This window comes from Floccifex sp., from assembly GCF_051873495.1.
Taxonomy (GTDB): Bacteria; Bacillota_I; Bacilli_A; order Erysipelotrichales; family Erysipelotrichaceae; genus Floccifex.
Window position 1 is genome coordinate 1 of record NZ_JBJEEX010000108.1, and the last position, 22,392, is coordinate 22,392.

16 protein-coding genes, 2 tRNA genes and 1 other annotated feature (1 of these 19 only partly in view) are annotated in these 22,392 nt (G+C 32.0%); of the genes, 2 read left to right on the top strand and 16 right to left on the bottom strand.

Features of this window, described 5'->3' with window-relative positions; all coding sequences use genetic code 11:
- Positions 1–76: 76 nt before the first annotated feature.
- The 14 genes from ACI313_RS06275 to ACI313_RS06340 form a co-directional block, all read right to left on the bottom strand.
- Positions 77–979 carry an alpha/beta hydrolase gene (locus ACI313_RS06275; protein WP_320607753.1) on the bottom strand — a complete coding sequence of 301 codons (903 nt, stop codon included), beginning with the start codon at positions 977–979 and terminating at the stop codon, positions 77–79.
- A complete protein-coding gene (locus ACI313_RS06280) occupies positions 963–1,769 on the bottom strand; it encodes an MSCRAMM family protein (protein WP_320607754.1) in 807 nt (268 codons plus the stop codon). The genes ACI313_RS06275 and ACI313_RS06280 overlap by 17 nt, the downstream gene beginning before the upstream one ends.
- The gene (locus ACI313_RS06285) at positions 1,747–2,523 is read right to left on the bottom strand and encodes a class C sortase (protein ID WP_320607755.1); all 777 of its coding nucleotides are present in this window, start codon (positions 2,521–2,523) and stop codon (positions 1,747–1,749) included. Before ACI313_RS06285 ends, ACI313_RS06280 begins: the two co-directional genes overlap by 23 nt.
- Entirely contained in the window at positions 2,513–4,234 is a 1,722-nt protein-coding gene (locus tag ACI313_RS06290) for an isopeptide-forming domain-containing fimbrial protein (RefSeq protein WP_439755567.1), read from the bottom strand. The genes ACI313_RS06285 and ACI313_RS06290 overlap by 11 nt, the downstream gene beginning before the upstream one ends.
- Positions 4,224–6,437, bottom strand: a complete 2,214-nt coding sequence (locus ACI313_RS06295; protein ID WP_439755568.1) for a SpaA isopeptide-forming pilin-related protein — start codon at positions 6,435–6,437, stop codon at positions 4,224–4,226. Before ACI313_RS06295 ends, ACI313_RS06290 begins: the two co-directional genes overlap by 11 nt.
- 174 nt (positions 6,438–6,611) lie before the next feature.
- Positions 6,612–6,698, bottom strand: a tRNA-Leu gene (locus ACI313_RS06300).
- A gap of 7 nt (positions 6,699–6,705) precedes the next feature.
- Positions 6,706–6,780 (bottom strand) — tRNA-Cys (locus ACI313_RS06305).
- Between the two features lie 120 nt (positions 6,781–6,900).
- A complete protein-coding gene (locus tag ACI313_RS06310) occupies positions 6,901–7,578 on the bottom strand; it encodes a Bax inhibitor-1/YccA family protein (protein ID WP_320607759.1) in 678 nt (225 codons plus the stop codon).
- A 14-nt stretch (positions 7,579–7,592) separates the two neighbouring features.
- Positions 7,593–9,284: a proline--tRNA ligase gene (locus ACI313_RS06315; RefSeq protein ID WP_320607760.1), complete on the bottom strand. Its 1,692-nt coding sequence runs from the start codon at positions 9,282–9,284 to the stop codon at positions 7,593–7,595.
- Positions 9,285–9,296: 12 nt separating this feature from the next.
- Positions 9,297–10,499, bottom strand: coding sequence for a peptidase U32 family protein (locus tag ACI313_RS06320; RefSeq protein WP_320607761.1), 1,203 nt, complete (start codon positions 10,497–10,499; stop codon positions 9,297–9,299).
- Entirely contained in the window at positions 10,492–11,331 is an 840-nt protein-coding gene (locus ACI313_RS06325; RefSeq protein WP_320607762.1) for a peptidase U32 family protein, read from the bottom strand. The genes ACI313_RS06320 and ACI313_RS06325 overlap by 8 nt, the downstream gene beginning before the upstream one ends.
- Before the next feature lie 38 nt (positions 11,332–11,369).
- Positions 11,370–12,065: an HAD family hydrolase gene (locus ACI313_RS06330; RefSeq protein WP_439755569.1), complete on the bottom strand. Its 696-nt coding sequence runs from the start codon at positions 12,063–12,065 to the stop codon at positions 11,370–11,372.
- A gap of 65 nt (positions 12,066–12,130) precedes the next feature.
- Positions 12,131–15,667: a pyruvate:ferredoxin (flavodoxin) oxidoreductase gene (nifJ, locus tag ACI313_RS06335; RefSeq protein WP_439755570.1), complete on the bottom strand. Its 3,537-nt coding sequence runs from the start codon at positions 15,665–15,667 to the stop codon at positions 12,131–12,133.
- A gap of 99 nt (positions 15,668–15,766) precedes the next feature.
- Positions 15,767–16,474, bottom strand: coding sequence for a DUF4186 domain-containing protein (locus tag ACI313_RS06340; protein WP_320608771.1), 708 nt, complete (start codon positions 16,472–16,474; stop codon positions 15,767–15,769).
- Between the two features lie 87 nt (positions 16,475–16,561).
- On the opposite strand from ACI313_RS06340, the gene ACI313_RS06345 reads away from it, so the two are divergent.
- Positions 16,562–16,810 (top strand): NifU family protein, encoded by a 249-nt coding sequence (locus tag ACI313_RS06345; protein ID WP_320608772.1) that lies wholly within the window; start codon positions 16,562–16,564, stop codon positions 16,808–16,810.
- 30 nt (positions 16,811–16,840) lie between these two features.
- Here the strand turns inward: ACI313_RS06345 and ACI313_RS06350 are convergent, their stop codons facing one another.
- Entirely contained in the window at positions 16,841–17,599 is a 759-nt protein-coding gene (locus ACI313_RS06350; RefSeq protein ID WP_439755571.1) for an esterase family protein, read from the bottom strand.
- A 104-nt stretch (positions 17,600–17,703) separates the two neighbouring features.
- Between ACI313_RS06350 and typA the strand changes: the two genes are divergently transcribed.
- Positions 17,704–19,530 (top strand): translational GTPase TypA, encoded by a 1,827-nt coding sequence (gene typA, locus ACI313_RS06355; RefSeq protein ID WP_439755572.1) that lies wholly within the window; start codon positions 17,704–17,706, stop codon positions 19,528–19,530.
- A gap of 69 nt (positions 19,531–19,599) precedes the next feature.
- Here the strand turns inward: typA and ACI313_RS06360 are convergent, their stop codons facing one another.
- Positions 19,600–22,197, bottom strand: a complete 2,598-nt coding sequence (locus ACI313_RS06360) for a valine--tRNA ligase (RefSeq protein WP_439755573.1) — start codon at positions 22,195–22,197, stop codon at positions 19,600–19,602.
- A gap of 38 nt (positions 22,198–22,235) precedes the next feature.
- Positions 22,236–22,392: a binding site (T-box leader), on the bottom strand; it runs 36 nt beyond the window's last position.

The window sequence follows — 22,392 nt, forward strand, 5'->3', positions numbered from 1 at the left end:
TAAAAATAGAATTAGATTATATTACATTAATAATTTCTAATTCTATAATACGAAAGGAACTTTCGTTCCTTAAAAATCAATATTCAATGAATGAAAGTACATCTTCATATACACGTAATGCATTGTCTTCATTCAATATTTCATGGCGCATGTGTTCATATAAATGATTTTGTATATTATCGTATCCAATTTTTCTTAAAAGATTTTGAGCTTCTAACCAATCTTCTTTAGAATTAATACACGGATCCTCACTTCCTGCTATAAATAATATTGGTAAATGAGGTTTTGTGATTTTCCAATTATTTAAATCATAAACATCTTTCATCAATAAAAATAAGTTTAAAAAACCATTTAAAGTAAATGTAAACCCACACAAAGGATCATCATTATACACTAAAACATTCTTTTCATTTTCACTTAACCAGGCATTTTTAAGTCCTTTGAATTTTTTATCATAAGAAGAAAAAGCTAAATTATTAATAAAACGACTACGATGGTGGTCCCCATATATTTTTGATAATCCCTTTGTCAGTAGAATGGCTGCATCTACCGCCTTATTTTGAGATGGAGAACCACATACAATCAACTGATCAATATCTTTGTCATAATATTTACAAATTTCTCTGACAACTAACGAACCCATTGAGTGTCCAAATAAAATTAAAGGAAGTTGATATTGTTCCTTGAATTCAAGACCAATATCATGTGCATCCATATAAATAGATTTACCTGCTGTATCATAGAAATAACCTAAATCATCCGATTCTTTAATACTTTGTCCATGTCCTCGATGATCATGAATAATGACTACATAATCTTTAGCACATAGATAGCGCATAAAAGGAAGATATCTCTCTTTGTGTTCAGCCATTCCATGAACAATTTGAATAATGCCTTTTGCCTGATTATCAGGTTCCATGCATATTCCTTCTAAAACTAAGCCATCTTGTTTTGATGTGAATTTAAATATTTTTTCCATGTTTATCACCTGATTTAATTATACATCCATTTAAAATAAAACCAAGCGATGCCATACAAAGGATAATCCATTTATTTTGATTCAAAGAAAAAGCTGTATTTATTTCTTTATGATTCACAAACGATAAAGTGTAAGCTGAATCATTTAAATCCACCTTTTCATTATTTACATATAATGTATCATCTATTCTTTGAACATGAATCACTTCCTTACTCAATATGTAATTTGTCGGTGCTTTTACTTCCGTAATGGTATAGTCTCCATTAGGAATTGAAATAATGGCAATTCCATTGTTTGTATTTACTCTTTCAATACAAATATTTTCATCATTTAAAGCAAACGTACAAGAATCTTTTATTAATTTTCCATTTTGATCTACTTTATTTATTTTAATTGAAATAGAATCATCTATTTTAGGTTCAATACAAACATTCTCTTTTACATAAATTAACATTGGAGTCATCTTTTGATTCATCGCAATCAATACATATACACCATTATCTAACAATAGTTTATTGTGCTCATAATCTAAATAATAATCACACTTCATATTTTGTGATAATTTATATGCCAATTGTTCTTGCTGTAAAGAAGTCATTGACTTATTAAAATCAATATCAGTATCTTTTGAAATATATTGATTTCTATCATAATACGCAAATTGTTTTAAACCATATTGAACATCTTCATGATTTTTATAATCAATTGTCAAAAATGATTTAGATTGCCCTTGAACAGGTATACAAACAATAAATAAAAATAAAATACTAAGTACAATTCTTTTTCTCATAAACTTTCCCTTTTAAAAAGTATAGAATTAATAAAATAATCGGAATTAAAACAAATAAAGATTCTCTTAATGACATATGTTTTGTCTTTGTCTTCGCTTCCCTTGAATATGGTGTACGCTTCCCTGTTATAACCAAGCGATGCGTATTAATGCCATATGGTGTACAAGTTACCAATGATATTAAATCTTCATTATCTACAATCGATAACTTTTCTAATTGTTCTGGCTCGATAACTTCAATTTCCATAATCTTGTAAGCTAATACTTCTTTACCTACATTGATATAAAAATAGTCATTGATTTCAAGTTCATCCAGCCGCGTAAATAATTTAGCACTTGCCATGCCTCTATGTCCTGTTAAAACAGCACGGGTATTGATTCCACCTACAGGAAAAGAGGAAGAAGGAAGATGTCCAACGCCAACAGAAAGGACATCTTCACTAGTTCCATGGTAGATTGGCAGCGACACATTAATGGAGGGAATTTGAATTTGCGCAATCATACCATTATCCGTCAAACACATAATTTTCTCATAATCAGAAACAACATATCCTCTATACAAATTTTCATTGTATTGTCTTGCTTCATCTATTTGTTGTGTTAAATCTTCATCACTAAATTGTTCTACTGATGTAAAATAAGTAGAAATCATTTTATTTTGTTGGTGCTGATCATAAATAGACGAAAATAAAGGATACATACAAAGTAAAAATCCCATCAAGAAAATAAAACGATTTATGGTTTTATTCTTCATTTTGTTTACGGTTCTTCATACTTAAAATCATTAAGCCACAACCAGCCAACAACATAAATATTACAGTATTTGAACCTGTAATTGGTAAACTACTTCCTTCTTGGTTCTCAACACTTAAATTAAAGGAACCATGTTGGGCATTGGTTTGTAAAGAATCTTCAGACTCACTGTAAGAGCCATTATAGAATTGTTTAATTGTGGCATTCGCACTTAAATTTTTTAATACTAGGTCGCTACTTCCCTGATTTTCAATGTATTCATTTCGATTTGTACAATACTCTGGTGTAATTTCAATTTTAATTGGATCTTTCAATTGTCGATATCCATCTGGAGCTTGGGTTTCTTTTAAGTAATATGTTCCTTGATCTAATCCACTAATATTAAAGACTCCTTCTTTATTTGAAATCATTTCTACAGCTTTTGTAGAATCAACATGATCTGTATTCATTACAATGTATTGTCCTTCACCTTGTTTTAAATACACTTCATTTGTACAATTTTCATCTCTATATAAACGGAACTTTGCCCCTTCCAACTTGATGTTTTCATCATCGATTTTCAATCCATTCATTTTAAATGTGAAACAAACAACAGTATCCCAAGGTGTTAATCCAGTACTTCCTGAACCATCACTGTCTGGGTTATTTGAGAATTCCAAACGAACTTTATTTTCAAATCCTGCACGCCCAGTACGAGTGCTTGCCTTATCATTTAATGTAGCTTGGTATGTTAAAGTAACAGTTTGTCCATATACCCCACTTGTGAATTCTCTATCTACAATTTCTTTAATATCATCAATCGTAACCTCAAAGGATTCGTTATTCACATTTTCACTGATATTCATTTCTTTAGAAGTAAGTGTATAGCTCTTTGAAGCGTCACTTATTGTGATTTTTACTGAACTGGCATCAAAGGTTAAGGCTTCATCCATAATGTCGTGAAAAGCCATTTTATAGCTCTTATACGCCATAATATCAGGAACATAGGTTTCATATTTATATGGAACATTTTGTCCAATTTCAAAATCCGCAATATCATTCCATCCTATATTGTTATCGTCTTCTTTGATTTTTTTAGTAATTGTTGGGTAATCTGATTTAATTTGAATCGTAGCACTTTGAGAAGCTGTTTCAAGCATAATTAATGATGCTGCACTATGTTGATTTTGTACATTTGTGACTTCATCTGTTAAATAATATCCTTGTGCTAATCCTTCAAAACGAATTGAACCATCACTTTGTGTATCTACTACATTGATTAAAGTTCCATCTAAATTCAAAGAAACAATTTCGTCTCTTAGTTCTTCTACAAATAAACGCAATTCATTACTGTTATCTGTCATCGTTTGAATATAATCAATTACTTCATATTCAGATACTTTACTAGCTTCTTTAGATAGTTTTGATCCCACTACATTTTGTAGAGCTTGTTTATATGTTTCATTAAAACTATAGTTCACAGAATTACTTGTCACTTTGGCATCAAATAATTTATATAAACGAAATTGTTTTGAGACTAGGCTTTGATTTTTATTAGGTTTAATCACAATAGAAGCTTGACCTTGATTAAAGTTCGCAACACCATTTTGTGTTGTAACTGTATTTTCCTGGGCATAAAGTGTTATGGAAGGACTTAAAGCACTTATTGTTGTGAAAGAGGCTAAGGCCATTGTTGATATCGCAAACATTTTAAATATTTTTTTATTGTTCATTGTTTTCTCCTTTTTTTAAAACTAAAATCATTAATAAGACACCACATACAATCATTCCTAATTGACCAATAGACCCTGTAATTGGCAAGAAGACTAATTCTTTATTCGCAATGGTTAATGTAATCGTATGTGTGTTCTCGTTTATGGAAGTATATTCTCCATTAACTAAAATGTTGTAGTAATTATATTGAGGAAAAGCATCGATAATTACTTCAATGATATTTTCATTGTTTTCATATCCATCTGGTGCTTTTGTTTCTACTACATAATAATCTTCATTGTTTTTTAAATTTTTAAACTCACAGAATCCATTTTCATCTGAGTATTGAACATCAACGACTTCTTTACAATCTGAATCATCATACAAAGTAAATTGCGCATTTTTTAGGCTTTGATTGTGTTCATTTACTTTTTTTATGCGAATTGTAAAAGGAAGAATGTTATTTTTGATATTTATAGATGTAACTACATTTTGTTCATAAAAAATTTGACCATCTTCTTTAACTTCAAATTCAATAATCTCATTTGATAATTCATATCCTTGATTTGTTTTTGTTTCTTTGAGTGTATGTTTTCCTTTTGGTAATCCTTCTAATTGAATAAGACCATTATCATCGGTTTTTAAAATCTCTTTTTGATTTCCAAATGTATGTTCAAATTCAACGTTTGCTAAAGGCATATCATTTTCCCCATCTGTTTTAATGATTTTTAAACTATTTTTTTCATTGAGTATGTCAAATGGTTGGAATGATTCATTAATTTGTTTTTCGATTTTTTCTGTATTCAATATATATCCATCAATAGTACTTAGCTCTTGAATTGTTATGTAACCAATTGGTAAAACATTCATACCATCTTGAGTATAAAAACTATCTCCACTTACTTTATGACTTTCATCAAGAATTACTTTTCCTTGTTCATCACTTTTTAAAATCCATTGTTTTAAGCATTCATTTGTTAATTTATCAAAGAATTTTACTTCAAATTGAACATTAGATAATGGGATATCTTTATTTTTATCTTTTTTTATAAATAAATAATCAAAAGAATATGTAATAGGTTCATCTTCAACTTCTATCGCTGTTGTTTGTTTATTTAAAATTTCAATCTTCGTTTTTTTATCACTAAGTAAATACCCACTCGGTGAACTTATTTCTTTTAAGTAATACGTACCACAAAGTAATTCAATGGATTTAGGGTTTGTATCAAGTGTGATTTTCTTTATAAGATTTGAACAGTTCGCATCACTATAGATTCCATATACTGCATTTAATAAAGAATAGTTTTCATTTTCAATGGAAGGGTTTGAAGAATTTTTTTGAAGTGTTAGTGTTCCCATTTCTTCGAATTGATAATAAATCAATGTTTGACACTTAGTAGAGATTCCTTGCCAATTAATACCTGTGTTCTTGCTTGTAACAGCGTAAACACTAAAATTTTCTGGTGGAGATGGTAATTTAAATATCCACGAATATTGTCTAGCAACCATATGATTACCACCTGTTGCCGTTCCTGCTATCGTTGTATTTGAGTATGCATAAGATGTAAGTTCATTCGTAATACAAGCTGCTTTATTGATATCTCCACCAACGGCTTGAGTAATACGATCACTTGGACATTTATAACCATAGTACAGTACTTTTCTTAAGTTATCATTATTCTCAACTTTGATTGGTGGATTCATTACATATCCAGCCTTAGGAGCTGCATAGTTTGCTTGTCCACAAAAAGCTAAATGCCCATCAACTTCCCATACTCCTCCAGTTAAAGTTGCGGTTCCATAGTTAGTAGGAATTTGTACAAGAGCACTTTCCCAAAAATAATTAATGACAGGATCTGATGCGTATAAGGAAACGCCTGAAATGCCAGATGAATAATTTCTATCTGGATTAATTAAGATAGATGCTCCAAGTGGTATCAACATTGATGTTGAATTGTATTCTTCATAAAATGAATCCGTAATGAAATATTGTTCATCGACGTAATCAATGGCATTGATTTGATTGGCAATCTCTTTTCTTTGTTCTAAATATAAATCTTTATTTCCTCGTTTATAGTCGTTTAATATTTCATCTTGTTCATCAGAAGTAATTCTGGTTGCATCGTAATTGGTTAGATTTAAATTGTCTTTGGCATAGACAGGAACAAATTGAATACATAAAAGAAAAATCATTAATAAAGGAATTAATTTTTTAATAATCATAAAATCCTCCTTAATATTCATTTGTTTCTTTTTTCTACCGTCGTTTTATTCTCATTTTATGTCCTCCATTATATATATTCGACAAAAATTTAAATTTGTAAAAAAAAAGTTGAAAAAATTTTAAATTTTTTCAACTAAATAAAAAAAACAAACTTTCGCTTGTCTCAATCAAAATGGTGGGGACGGAGGGACTTGAACCCTCACGGTGTTACCACCAACGGATTTTAAGTCCGTTGCGTCTGCCTATTCCGCCACGACCCCATCAATATGGAGGTTCCGATCGGAGTCGAACCGATGATCACAGAGTTGCAGTCTATTGCCTTAGCCTCTTGGCTACGGAACCATTTATTGATTTATTTGTTTTGCAGTTGACTAACTGCCTAATTATTATAGCTAAATGGATATCATAATGCAAGCATTTTTTTATTATTTTTTTAAAAAAATAGACTGATATAAAATCAGTCTATGAATCTCGTCTATTTCCTAATAAACGTAAAATATATAAGAAAATATTAATGAAATCTAAATAAAGTTCTAACGCCATGTAAATAGAAAAACGATCTTGATCAACCATTGAAAACGATGATAACCTTGTTAATCGGTTCATATCCCATGCAGTGATACCCGTAAACAAAAGTAAACCAATCATACAAATCATTCGCGTTGACATTGGAATTCTGAATAGTGCCAATAATCCTTGTGTAATAATCAATGCGAACAATCCTGACAAACAAATCGTTCCTAGCTTAGTTAAATCTTTTTTAGTTGTCATACCTACAACAGCCAAGCAAGCAAAATAAATAGCTGTCACAATAAAAGCCAAACTAATTGTGCCTAGTCCATAGGAAAGACAAATCGGTGTTAAGGAAATTCCTAGTGTTATGGCATATAGAACAAATAATCCTTTAAGTTTTCCTGAACTAGCATAACTTAATACAGAGCTAAAATAAATCGCAATTCCAATTTGAGCAAGCATTAAGGCAATTGATAGGAATCTAGAGGTAAATACATAATAAACTAATCCCGAAGCCAAAAATACAATTGAAGTAATCGCACTAATCAATAATCCGACTACCATCCATGCAAAAGTCACAACTAAAGAATGTTGTGAAGTACGTGAAAACGTTGCATCACTGTACATAATAATCCTTCTTTCTATTTATATTTTTCATCAATAAATTGAATAGCTTCTTCAATACTCATTTCTTTCTTCTCATTGTCATATCGTGAAACAAATTCCACAATACCATCTTGGGCTTTACGTCCAATTGTAAAACGATAAGGAACACCAATTAATTCAATGTCTTTGAATTTAACTCCAGGTCTTTCTTTTCTATCGTCAAATAATACATCATATCCTTTTGAAATGCAATTATTATACAAATCATTCGCAACCTTAGTTTGTGTTTCATCTTTATCAGAAATTTGCACGATTGCTACTTTGAAAGGAGCAATTTCTTCTGGCCAGATAATACCTGCTTCATCATGATGTTGTTCACAAACCGCAGCCATACATCTTTCTAAACCAATTCCATAGCATCCCATCCAAACTGGTTGTAATTGATTGCTTTGATCTGTGTATAATAAATCCATACTAGTTGAATATTTAGTACCTAATTTAAATAAGTTACCTACTTCAATACCATGATCAAAAGTAAGTTTTTTACCACAAACTGGACATACATCCCCTTCTTGTACTTGACATAAATCTAATGTTGCCACCGGTGTAAAATCTCTACAATTTACATTTTTGATGTGGTGATCACTTTGATTAGCTCCTACAATGAAGTTTTTCATATGTTTAATTTGGCAATCCATATATACTGGACAATCAATTCCAATTGGACCTGCAAAACCAACACGAGCATGTGTTACACGTTCTACATCTTCAAACGAAGCCATTTCCATTTCATTGGCATGTAATGCTTTTAATGCTTTTGTTTCATTTAATTCACGATTTCCTGGAATACAGAAGGCAATAATTTTTCCATCAACGTTGTATAACAACGTTTTCACAAAATCTTTTGCTTCTTTACCAAAGAAAGCAGCTACTTCTTCAATTGTTTTCGCATTTGGTGTATAAACAACTTCTTTTTCAAGTTCTTGAGAAGGATCATCTTCCATAACATCCATTACTTCCGTAATTTCTAAGTTACTTGAAAAATCACATCCTTCACAACCAACAACAATGTCTTCTCCAATTTGACTAATGGCTTGATATTCTTCTGATAACAATCCACCCATTGCTCCTGTATCCGCTTTAACAATCTTATAATTCAATCCTAAACGATCAAAAATACGACAATAAGCTTCATACATTTTTTGGTATGATTCATCCAATCCTTTTTCATCAATATCAAATGAATAAGCATCTTTCATAATAAATTCACGAACACGAATTAAACCAAAACGAGGACGTGTTTCATCACGATATTTTGTTTGAATTTGATATAAATTATATGGGAAATCTTTATAACTCTTTCCATCCATACTTGCTGCTACAGTGAATAATTCTTCGTGAGTTGGCCCTAAAACATATTTTTTTCCATAACGATCATTTAAAGAAAACATATTAGAACCAAATGCTTCACGACGACCAGATTGAACATATACATCTTCTGGAATCAAAGCAGGCATCAATAATTCTTGAGCATCTTTGGCATCCATTTCCTCACGAATAATATTTTCAATTTTGGATAAAACTTTTTTACCCATTGGCATAATCATATAAATTCCATTGGAAGTCTTTTTAATCATACCAGCACGAACTAATAAATTACTTGAAACGCTATCTTCATCGCGTGCGTTTTCACGTAATGTATAAAAGAAACTTTTACTTAACTTCATATATACCTCTTTCTATCTAATTTTACGAATCATTGCCATTGGTTCAACGTTCTCATCAATGACTGTCGTTACAATTTGCATTGGTTTATTACAAACTTCTACCATTTCATGGTCTGTATCATATACATTTCCTATATAAATTTTAGTTGAACAAATATTAGGACCAAAAATTTCAAAATATCCATTCGGAACAAAATGATTTTTTACTTGAATGGTTGCCACATGTGTATTTTGATCATAATCCAATACAAACGCCACATACTCTTGTGTTACTGTTTCATCGTGTTCTTGATACAATTGTACATTGTGATCTGGAATTCCTTGATAAAAACCTGGTCCCGTTGGACGATTTTCAGCTTTGGCAATTTCTTTTTTTGTTTGTTCAATAATTTCTTTTGAAGCCGATCCATGTTCATATATATAATCAATTAAATGACGATAAGACGAAACCACAGTCGCTAAATAGTAAGCCGACTTCATTCTTCCTTCAATTTTTAATGATACGACGCCCATTTTAATAAAATCTTCTATATAATCAACCGCTTGTAAGTCTTTAGAAGACATCGAAAATAAATTATCAGGATTACTAATTTCTGAATCTCCATCCATCAAATGATATTTCCAGCGACAACTTTGCGCACATCCTCCACGATTGGCATCACGCAAAGTTAAATGATTACTTAAAACGCATCGACCTGAATAAGAAATGCACATTCCTCCATGAATGAATACCTCAATTGGTAGGATTTGTTTTTCACATATCGAACGAATTTGATCTAATTCACATTCTCTTCCTAACACAACACGGTCCATGCCTTGTTCTTTCCAAAAACGAACTGCACTTGAATTCGTCGATGAATGCTGAGTTGAAACATGAACTTCATAGTGTACATGTAAATCTTTAGCAATTTTCATAATAGCAGGACTAGCAACAATAATGGCATGAACTCCTGCTTTATCTAATTCCAATAAATACTCTTTTAATCCTTCTAAATCATTTTCATGTGGCAACATATTCACGGTTACATGAACATGTGAATTGTGAATATTCGCAAAGTCAACTAGTTCTTTAATTTCTTTTATATCAAAGTTTGAAGCACGTGAACGCAAAGAAAATTGTTTACCACCAATATAAACCGCATCCGCACCATATAAAATCGCAATTTTAGCTTTTTCTAAGTTTCCAGCAGGAGCTAACAATTCTATTTTATTCATATGTTTTCTCCTTTTTCTTAATTGATTCTTGATAATACCATTTATTTGATCCTTCAACAAATCGACCATCATTTAAATAAGATTGAATTACTTTTACCGTCCAATCATCATCTTTAAATATAGAATCAATTCTAAATCTATTAATATGACATGCTTTTAATTGATCCATAAGTTCTAAACTACTCATTGGTTCTTCACTAAAAACATATGTACCATTTTCATCTTCAAGAATCGGCATTCTTCCTTGTCTTGTTTGTTCAATAATCTCATAACAAGACTTATTCTTTGGTATATTTAATTCTTCACAATAATTTGTGATTAATGGTCTTCTTGAATATAAAATAGAATAATAACCTGAAATCAAGATTTCAAACTGACTATTGCGATTCGCAATTTTTTTGATTTCATCAATTGATAATTCATGAGCTAAGCTTACTGACTGAATTCCTTGTGACATATAAAAATCAATATCATAAGAATTAGTAATTAACGTTTCAGGTTGATATACACACAAATGCTCCATTCCTAATTTCTTAGCTTCAAATAAAACACCTTCATCCGCAAAATAAATTCCATCCACTGCAATTTGTTTTAGTTCCATTAGCGTTTGAATTAATAAAGGAATTTCTTGTTCGTGTACAAATTTTAATATATTAATATATAGTTTTAAATTTAATTCATGGCATTTTTCTTTCCATTTTCTTATTTCATTTAAAGGAACAACATTACAACAACGAATTGAAAAATGCGGAATACCAATAATAATTCCATCAATTCCATTTGTTTTTAATTTTTCCAATGAATTAAATTCATGAATAGTTGAAATATACATAGATTCTTCCTTTCAGACATTAAATATATCATAAAAAATTAAAGATTAAAATGTTTTAAGTCTTCCATTAATTGAATTAACTCATATTCGTTATAAACAACAAAATCAGAGCAAGGTCCTTCTATATTTTTATGACGATTAAAGTGAATCGTTTTCATGCCTGCTTTTTTAGCACCTTCCATATCATTCACATAATTATCACCAATATAATACCAATCCTCATATTTTTCATTCATTTGATCTAGAACAAATTGAAAAGCTCTTATGTCAGGTTTAGCAAATCCAATTTGTGAAGAAGTAAAAATATTTTTTTCATCGACAAAATCACAAACAGACAAAGAATGACATTTATTTCTTTGATGTTGATTTTCCCCGTTTGTAAGAATCGCATATTCATAGTTTTCCTTCATTAAATAATTTTTTAAAGCCGGGTCCATATGAATTTTATATTGATATTCTTTATATACTTTTTGAAAGTTTTCCGCTTGTGATTTTGAAATACTTAGATTCATAGCCTTTAAAGTATTTTCGATGCGAAGAATTCCTGCCGTAAATGGATCCAAAGTTCCATCTTGAACTTGATCAAACATTTCATCGCCTTTTTTGCGATATAAATGATAAAAATCGGATAAATCATCGCAATATAATTCCGGAAGAATTTCTTTTACGGCCATTTTAAATGGCCATTGACAATCATATAATGTATCGTCACAGTCAAACATAAATTTCATCATAACACTCACCGCTTCTATTATAAAAAAAAAGCTTGTAGAATTCTACAAGCTCTTCGACCTTTTAATTATTTATATAATTCAACAAGTCTTTGTAAGTGTTCCCAACGTTCTTTGGCAGCTTCTTCATTCTTAGCGAATAATTTTTCTGCTCTTTCAGGGAATGGTTTAACAAGACGTGAATAACGAGATTCGTTATTTAAGAATGCTTGGTATTCATCCCATTTACCTTCTTTAGAAGTTAATGTGAAAGGATTTTGACCTTTTTCTTTCTTAGAAGGATCGAATGAGAATAAGTTCCAGTATCCAGCACTAACAGCTTTCTTCATTTCGTCTTGACAGTGGTTCATACCACCTTTAGCAATACCATGTAATTCACATGGAGCATATCCGATGATTAATGATGGTCCATTGTAAGCTTCGGCTTCAGCGATACACTTAACAGCTTGAGCAGGGTTAGCTCCTAAAGCGATTTGTGCAACATATACATATCCGTAGCTCATTGCGATTTCAGATAATGATTTTTTCTTCATTTCTTTACCTGAAGCAGCAAATTGACATACTTCACCGATGTTAGATGCTTTAGATGCTTGTCCACCAGTATTTGAATACATTTCTGTATCGAATACCATAACGTTTACGTTTTCACCTGAAGCTAATACATGGTCTAATCCACCGAATCCGATGTCATAAGCCCATCCGTCTCCACCGAAGATCCATACAGATTTCTTAGCTAAGTAATCTTTCTTTTCAAGGATTTCAGCAGCTAATGGAGAATCAACTTTTTCGATTTCAGCAACTAATGCTTCTGTAGCAGGTGTATTTGCTTTAGTATCATCTTTAGTTTCTAAGAATTTAGCAAATGCTGCTTTTAATTCTTCTGAACCATTTTCAGCTAATCCAGCAACTTTTTCGATTACTTGTTCACGTAATACTTTTTGTCCTAAAGCCATACCGAATCCATGTTCAGCATTGTCTTCGAACAATGAGTTAGACCAAGCTGGTCCTTTCTTAGTATCTTTGTTTACAGTGTAAGGACTTGTTGCAGCAGGTCCACCCCAAATTGATGAACATCCTGTAGCATTTGAAATATACATTTGTTCACCGAATAATTGGGTAACTAAACGAGCATATGAAGTTTCAGCACATCCAGCACATGAACCAGAGAATTCTAATAATGGTTGGTTGTATTGAGAACCTTTAACTGTTGTATCAGCAAATCCAGAATCTTTCTTAGAAATGTTAGCTACTAAGTAATCGAATACTGGTTGTTGGTCAGCTTGATCAGCTTGAGGAACCATTTCAATTGCTTTAGTAGGACATACAGTGATACATTCACCACATCCCATACAATCTAATGGTGAAACACTCATGATATATTTGTATTCACCAGCTTTTGGTTTAGTATCAGCTACTACCATATTTTCAGGTCCAGCAGCAACTTCAGCGTCTGTTAATAAGAATGGACGAATTGTAGCATGTGAACATACGAATGCACATTGGTTACATTGAATACATTTAGCAGCATCCCATGCAGGTACTGTAACAGCTGTTCCACGTTTTTCGTAAGCAGAAGCACCTGTTTCCCATTGTCCATCGGCATTGTTTGTAAATGCAGAAACTGGTAATGAATCTCCATCCATGATGTTAACTGGTTCCATGATGTTTTTAACCATCTTAACAGTTGCTTCACGTCCAGTTAATTCTGGTTTAGCAGCATCTGGTTGAGGGTTAGACCATGAAGCAGGAACTTCAACTTTATGAGTAGCATCAACACCAGCATCAATTGCACGGTAGTTCATTTCAACTACAGCATCACCTTTTTTACTATATGATTTCTTAGCAGCAGCTTTCATATAGTCAACAGCTTCATCAATTGGCATAACATTAGCTAATTTGAAGAAAGCAGCTTGTAAAATAGTATTTGTACGTTTACCCATACCAATTTCAATTGCTTTATCAATGGCATTGATTGTATACAATTGAATGTTGTTATCTGCGATGTATTTTTTAGCTTCTGCAGGTAAATGTTGTTCTAATTCTTCGTCAGACCATTGGCAGTTGATTAAGAATACACCACCAGGTTTAACATCTTGAACCATCTTATATCCTTTAACAACATAAGAAGGGTTGTGGCAAGCTACGAAGTCAGCTTGGTTGATGTAGTATGGACTACGAATTGGTTTATCTCCAAAACGTAAGTGAGAAATTGTGATTCCTCCTGTTTTCTTAGAATCGTATTGGAAATAAGCTTGGATATATTTATCAGTGTGGTCACCGATAATCTTAGTAGAGTTCTTGTTAGCACCTACTGTACCGTCTCCACCTAATCCCCAGAATTTACATTCTACAGTTCCTGGAGTTGAAGTGATTGGAGCTGGTTTAACTTCTGGTAAAGAAAGATTTGTAACATCATCCACGATACCTACTGTGAAACGAGGTCTTGGATTTTCTTTCTTTAATTCTTCATAAATGGCAAATACACTTGAAGGAGGAGTATCCTTTGAACCTAATCCATAACGTCCACCATTTAATACGATATCATTTAATCCTGCTTCACGTAATGTAGTAGCTACATCTAAGTATAGAGGATCTCCTAATGAACCTGGTTCTTTTGTACGGTCTAATACAGCAATTTTCTTAGCTGTCTTAGGTAATACTTTTAATAAGTGTTTAGATGACCAAGGACGATATAAACGAACCTTAATAACCCCTACTTTTTCACCTTTAGCTGTTAAGTAATCGATAACTTCTTCAATAACATCGTTAATTGAACCCATAGCAACGATTACACGATCAGCATCTGGTGCTCCATAGTAGTTGAACAAATCATAGTTTGTTCCTAATTTTTCATTGATTTTACCCATGTATTTTTCAACAACAGCTGGTAAAGCATCATATGTGCTATTGCATGCTTCACGGTGTTGGAAGAAAATATCACCATTTTCGTGTGATCCACGCATAGTTGGGTGTTCTGGGTTTAATGCATGTTCACGGAATTCTTTAACAGATTCCATTGGACACATTTCTTTAAGATCTTCGTAATCCCATTCTTCAATTTTTTGAATTTCGTGAGAAGTACGGAATCCATCAAAGAAGTTAATGAATGGTACTTTACCTTCTAAAGCAGCACAGTGAGCTACTGGAGATAAGTCCATAACTTCTTGAGGGTTTGTTTCGCATAACATAGCAAAACCAGTTTGACGACAAGCATAAACGTCTGAGTGATCTCCAAAGATATTTAATGCATGTGTAGAAACTGTACGAGCTGATACATCGAATACACAAGGTAATTGTTCAGCAGCGATTTTATACATGTTAGGAATCATTAATAATAATCCTTGAGATGCAGTGAATGTAGTAGTTAAAGCACCTGTTGCTAATGAACCGTGTACGGCTCCAGCAGCACCTGCTTCTGATTGTAATTCACTTACAACAACTTGATTACCAAAAATGTTTTTTAATCCAGCAGCAGACCATTGATCTACGAAGTCAGCCATTGGACTTGATGGTGTAATAGGGTAAATTGCAGCAACTTCTGTGTACGCATAGGCAACATGAGCGGCAGCCTGATTACCATCCATCGATTTTCTTGCTCTAGGCATGATAAAAACTTCCTCCTTATTATTTATATTCACATACATGTTTATTATATTGTTTTTTTTGTTTTTTTTAAAGACTTGCAAGAAAATTAAATAGTTTTTTTAGTTTGTCTTAGCTAACTCTATATCAACCCAAGACATTAATACATTTACTATATAATCTATTTCATTCTCATTTAAAACGTGATCAGTTTCAATTTTATGCCATTTATACAAACAACTTCGACAACAACAAGCACAAGCATGCATAGCCTTAAATACAGGATGTCCTTTCATTGGCGTTTGTTTACCATCATTTTCCAATTTGTTTTTTAATTTTTGTTTCACAAAATCATAGGCATGTTGTTTAATACAATGAATTCCCTTTTCATGAATATATTGAATGTCTTTTTTATTTAAATGAAAAGAACTACGAAATTCTGATTTCAATAACCTATCAAAAATCGGATAATAAATAAAATCAATATTTGCTTTTCTTGCTTGTGCTATTTGATTTGTAGAATCAATATGATACATTTTCCCATTTACTTTTAAATATTCACTTGTTTTATAGAATATAAATGAACAATGATTTTGAATACAAAAAGTACGATATTTTAGTAAATGATCAAAATCAAAAGATTTATTACATGATAAATCTACACAAACAAATTTTTCTTTTTTCCATTCAAACGGACAATTATAATAACCATTGTATGCATAATTTACTTTTAAAGGCTCTTGTGAATATATTATTATATTATTCTTATCAAATTCAGATATATTTTCCGATAATACATGCGTATAAATTCCATCTTGTTTTATAACCATATTTTAAGAATACAACATAAAAATAAAGGTTTTCAATGGACAAGCCTTAAAAATTAGTTTAAACTATCAACTAATGGAGATGAGATTATGTCAGAAGAAAGATTATTACCCGATGAAAAAGCCATTGAAGCTTGTTTAGATAATATTCGTCCCTATATTCAACACGATGGAGGAGATGTTGAATTATTAGGAGTTGACGAAAATGCTGTTGTATACGTCGCATTTAGAGGTGCATGTGCTGGATGTATGATGGCAGCTGCTGATTTCAGCGAAGGAATCAAGCTAATGTTGATGGAAGAAGTCGCAAATATATCAGACGTAATGTTGGTGGGATAATATCCCACTTTTTTTATAAAAAAAAGTGGACTATTTTGTCCACTCAATCATTTTTGGAATAAAATATTTTAATTGTGTTTCCCACCAAGGCCAGTCATGGTAAACATCTTTTCCCCAAATATCAAACCAAATATGTATATTTTTTCCCTCTAAAATATTTTTTAAACGATATACCGTTTCCAATCCTTCTTGTTCCCAATTCCCTTGTCCACAACAAATGATAATTTGATTTTCGTTGTATTTGTTTGCATAAGGATGGTTTGGATCTAAATTAGCTAAATACGCACATGGATTATTATTATAAGAATATTCATCACGATAATCATCGTAATACCAATTTGGTTCAAAATCATATAGTCCTGATAAAGCTAAACATTGATCAAAACGATATGGATAACGGAAAGCTAAATTAGCGGCATGACTTGCTCCTAAGCTTGTTCCTGTAATCATACAAGTAGAATTAATGTCTAATCCCGCTTTACTTAAAGCACTTGGAATTAGTTCATTCACTATATAATTATTCCAGCTTTCTTGTTTACGCATGCGATCATAAGTTGAACCATGGCTTGACCATGCTTCTTCGTCAATGGAATCACAAGTAACAAACTGTATTTGTCCAGCATCAATATATTCACTGACTAAATCAAACATATGACGGTCTTCCCATTCAAAAAAACGACCATTTTGACATGGAACAACTAAACATAGCTTACCAGCATGTCCATACATTTTATATTCCATCATGCGATTTAAATTATTTGACCATTCTCTAAAATATCTGACTTGCATTTGTTTTCTCCTTTTTTTTGATTATTTATTATAACATAATGGATTGAGTTTTTTAAAGAGTTGCTTTATAATATCATCGGTTTTCGAATAGAAAGAGGCAATCAATGGAAAAGGAAAAAATTTTAAATATAGCCGTTATCGCTCACGTTGATGCGGGAAAAAGTACACTAGTTGATGCTTTTTTAAGACAAAGTGATGTTTTTCGTAACAATGAAGAAGTTGTCGATTGTGTAATGGACTCAAATGACTTGGAACGAGAACGTGGAATCACAATTTACTCCAAAAACTGTTCGGTAATACATAACGGTGTAAAAATCAACATTGTTGATACACCAGGACATGCTGACTTCTCAAGTGAAGTTGAACGTATTATTCGTACTGTCGATACTGTAATTTTATTAGTTGATGCATCTGAAGGGCCAATGCCACAAACTCGATTTGTATTATCTAAAGCCCTTGAAATTGGTTTAAAACCAATTTTATTAATTAATAAAATTGATAAAAAAGATCAAAGAGCCGAAGAAGTTGTTGATGAAGTTTATGATTTATTCTTAGACTTAAACGCAAATGATGAACAATTAGATTTCCCTATTTTATATGGAATTGCCAGAGAAGGAATTGTTCAATATTCATTAGATGAACCATCTGACAACATTGACCCATTATTTGATACTATTTTAAAACATTGTAATGTATATCCTGATTTAGATGATCAACCATTACAAATGCAAGTCAGTGCATTAGCATATGATGAATATATTGGTCGTTTAGGAATTGGTCGTATTTATAATGGTGTTTTAAAACAAGGTCAACAATATGTTCGTTGTAATCAAGATGGACTACAAAAGAAAGAAAGTGTGTCTAAATTATTTGTTTATAAAGGATTATCAAGAACAAATGTAAGTGAAGCACATAGTGGAGATATTGTTGTTGTAGCTGGAATGCCAGATATCAATATTGGAGATACAATTTGTGAAGTTGATCATGTTGAACCAATGGAACAAATTCCAATTGAAGAACCAACACTTTCAATGAACTTCCATGTCAATTCAAGTCCATTTGCAGGTCAAAGTGGTAAATATGTAACAAGCCGTAACTTAAAAGAACGTCTTGAAAAAGAACTTGAAGTTAATGTTGGCTTAAAAGTTGAACCAACAGAATCAGCTGATTGTTTTAAAGTTAGTGGTCGTGGTGAATTACATATTTCAATTTTAATTGAAAATATGCGCCGTGAAGGATATGAATTAGCTGTTTCAAAACCAGAAGTCATTTTACATGAAGATGAAAATGGTGTTAAAGTCGAACCAATTGAAGAAGTTGTATGTATTGCTCCAAGTGAATATCAAGGAACAATCATCAATAAATTAAACTTACGTAAAGGGGTTATGGTCAATCTAGAAGAAGAAAATGGATATGACAAAATCACTTATACGGCTCCAACTCGTGGATTATTAGGATTCCGTTCAGAATTTATCAATGATACACATGGAGAAGGAACATTAGTTCGTCGTATTTGTGGATATGAACCATATAAAGGTGAAATCAATCAACGTATGCAAGGTGCTATGATTTCAACTGAAACGGGTACAGCCATGACATATGCTCTATGGAATCTACAAGAACGTGGTTCATTGTTCATTGGTCCTCAAACAGAAGTTTATGAAGGAATGATCATTGGAGAAAGTTCTAAAAACATTGATATGGATGTCAATCCATTAAAGAACAAGAAATTAACAGCGATTCGTTCAAGTGGACGTGATGAAGCTATGTTACTTACTCCTCCAAGAATTTTCTCATTAGAAGAAGCTTTAGAATGGATTAATGATGATGAATTAGTAGAAGTTACACCAGATGCGATTCGTATTCGTAAAAAAGGTTTAACAGCTATTGAAAGACGTCGTTTATATCGTCAAAAAATGGATCAAGAATAGAAAGCAGGATTTCCTGCTTTTTTTGTACATAAAAATACCATCTACACTATTTGTAGATGGCATTTTCAATTAATTCATCTTTTTTAAGATATCAGCATATTGTGCTTTACAGATTTCTAATTTATTAGAGTAATCCGCTAATTTTTCTTTTTCTGCATTTACTTTGGCTTCAGGAGCTTTAGAAACGAATTTAGGATTATTTAACATTCCATTGCATCGTTTGATTTCTGATTCAAGACGAGCAATTTCTTTTTCTAATTTACCTTTTTCTTCTTCTAAATCAATTAATTTATCCATTGCCACTGTTAAAACACAATTTTCTACGGTACGAGATAATACATCCTCTGAATTGATTTCACCGATAACAATTCCATGACACATTTTCTTGATAATGGCTTTGATTTCATCAGAAACTGGTTGAGAAAGACAAATTTCTAAGTCTTCACTTGGTTTCATACCATAATCAACTTTGATTTCACGTGTTGTTTGAATAGAACCGATACATAATTGCATTTGATATTTTTCTTCTTCAGTATATGTGAATTCAACTGCTTTTGGCCAAGTTTCTAAGTTAATACTATCTTTATCATGTGCTAGTGACATATAAATTTCTTCTGTGACAAAAGGCATGAATGGTGATAATAAAATTAAGATATTCTTTAATACTGTATAAAGAACAGCTTTTGTTGTTTCAACTGCTTCTTTATCTTCTGAATATAAAGTTGCCTTTGATAATTCAATGTACCAAGAACAGAAATCATTCCAAACGAAACTATATAATTCATTTCCAGCGATTCCGAATTCATATTTTTCCATGTTTTCTTCTACGCTCTTAATTGTTTCATTCATACGATTTAAAATCCATTTGTCAGAACAATTAATTTTATTAAGATCTAGTTCAGGCTTTTCTTGACCAATTTGCATTTCTACATAACGAGCTGCATTCCAGATTTTATTGATAAAGTTCCAAGCTGCATCTACTTTTGTTTCATCATAACGTAAATCCATTCCTGGAGACGAATTAGTTGTCAAGAACCAACGAAGAGCATCGGCACCTTTTTCTTGGATTACATCCATTGGATCGATTCCATTTCCAAGTGATTTTGACATTTTTCTTCCTTGTGAATCACGAACCAATCCATGAATTAATACATCTTTAAATGGACGATTATTCATCGCATAACGTGTTTGGAATGCCATACGTGCAACCCAGAAGAAAATAATATCATATCCAGTAACTAATGCATCATTAGGGAAATAACGTTCTAAATCTTGAGTATCATCAGGCCATCCTAATGTTGAGAAAGGCCATAATCCAGATGAGAACCATGTATCAAGAACATCTTCATCTTGTGTCCAGTTTTCTGGATCTTTTGGATCTTCCATTCCTACATATAATTCTCCCGTTTCATTGTTTGTCCAAGCTGGAATTCGATGTCCCCACCACAATTGACGAGAAATACACCAGTCTTCAATGTTTTCTAGCCATTGTGTAAATGTCTTTTCAAAACGATTTGGGATAAAATTAATTTTTTGATCTTCAATTTGTTGATTTGCCAATACTTCTTCAGCTAAAGGTTTCATACGAACAAACCATTGTTTTGATAAGTAAGGTTCAACAATAACACCCGATCTTTGTGAGTGTCCTACTTGGTGCATGTGTTCTTCAATATGATCCACTACACCTGCTTCTTTAAAATCATTTACTAATGCATCACGGCATTCAAAACGATCCATACCTGCGTATTTACCACACATTTCATTCATTGTTCCATCTGGGTTCATACATACTGGCATTTTTAAGTTGTATTTTTTTGCTAAGGCAAAGTCATTAGGGTCATGAGCTGGTGTACATTTCATGACAGCTGTACCAAAGCTCATATCGATATAGTCATCTGCCATAATAGGTAGTTCTTCCCCATTAGCAGGGTTAATCGCATGCATTCCCACAATGTCTTTATATCGTTCATCATCAGGGTGAACAAAAATAGCTTGGTCCGCAAACATTGTTTCAGGACGTGTTGTTGCGATAACTAATTCTTGTCCATTTTCAACAATTTTATATTTGAAATAGTACATGTGACCCATAATTTCTTTGTGTTCTACTTCAATATTTGATAATGCGGTTTTTAATTGAGGGTCCCAGTTAATAATTCTTTCCCCTTGATAAATTAATCCATCATTATATAAATCAACAAATACTTTACGAACCGCTTTTGATAATCCTTCATCTAAAGTAAATCGTTCACGAGAATAATCAAGCGATAAACCTAATTTAGCCCATTGACTACGAATTGTTGCAGCATATTCTTCTTTCCAATCCCAGGCACGATCTAAGAACTTTTCACGCCCAATATCATATCGAGAAATACCTTCTTCTTGAAGACGGGCATCAACTTTTGCTTGTGTTGCGATACCGGCATGGTCCATACCAGCTACCCAACAAACATCATATCCTTGTAATCGTTTGTAACGGCATAAAATATCTTGTAAAGCTGTGTCCCAAGCATGTCCTAAATGTAATTTTCCTGTAACATTTGGAGGAGGAATTACGATACAATAAGGTTTTTTTGTTAAATCACCTGCTGTAAAATATCCTTTTTCAATCCATGTTTTGTATATACCATCTTCAACTTTTAAATGATCATACTTTGCATCCATCGTCATACTCTTCCATCCTTTCTAAAAAATAAAAAAGCACATCACAAAAGGACGTGCTTGACGTGGTACCACCTAATTTTATACTTCATTCACATAACGCTGTGTGTGCGTATTTTCTTACTTAAGTTCAGAAAATATGCTCCTAGACTACCTTCATCTTTCCTTAATACTTCTTTTCACCAACCAGAAGCTCTCTACAAT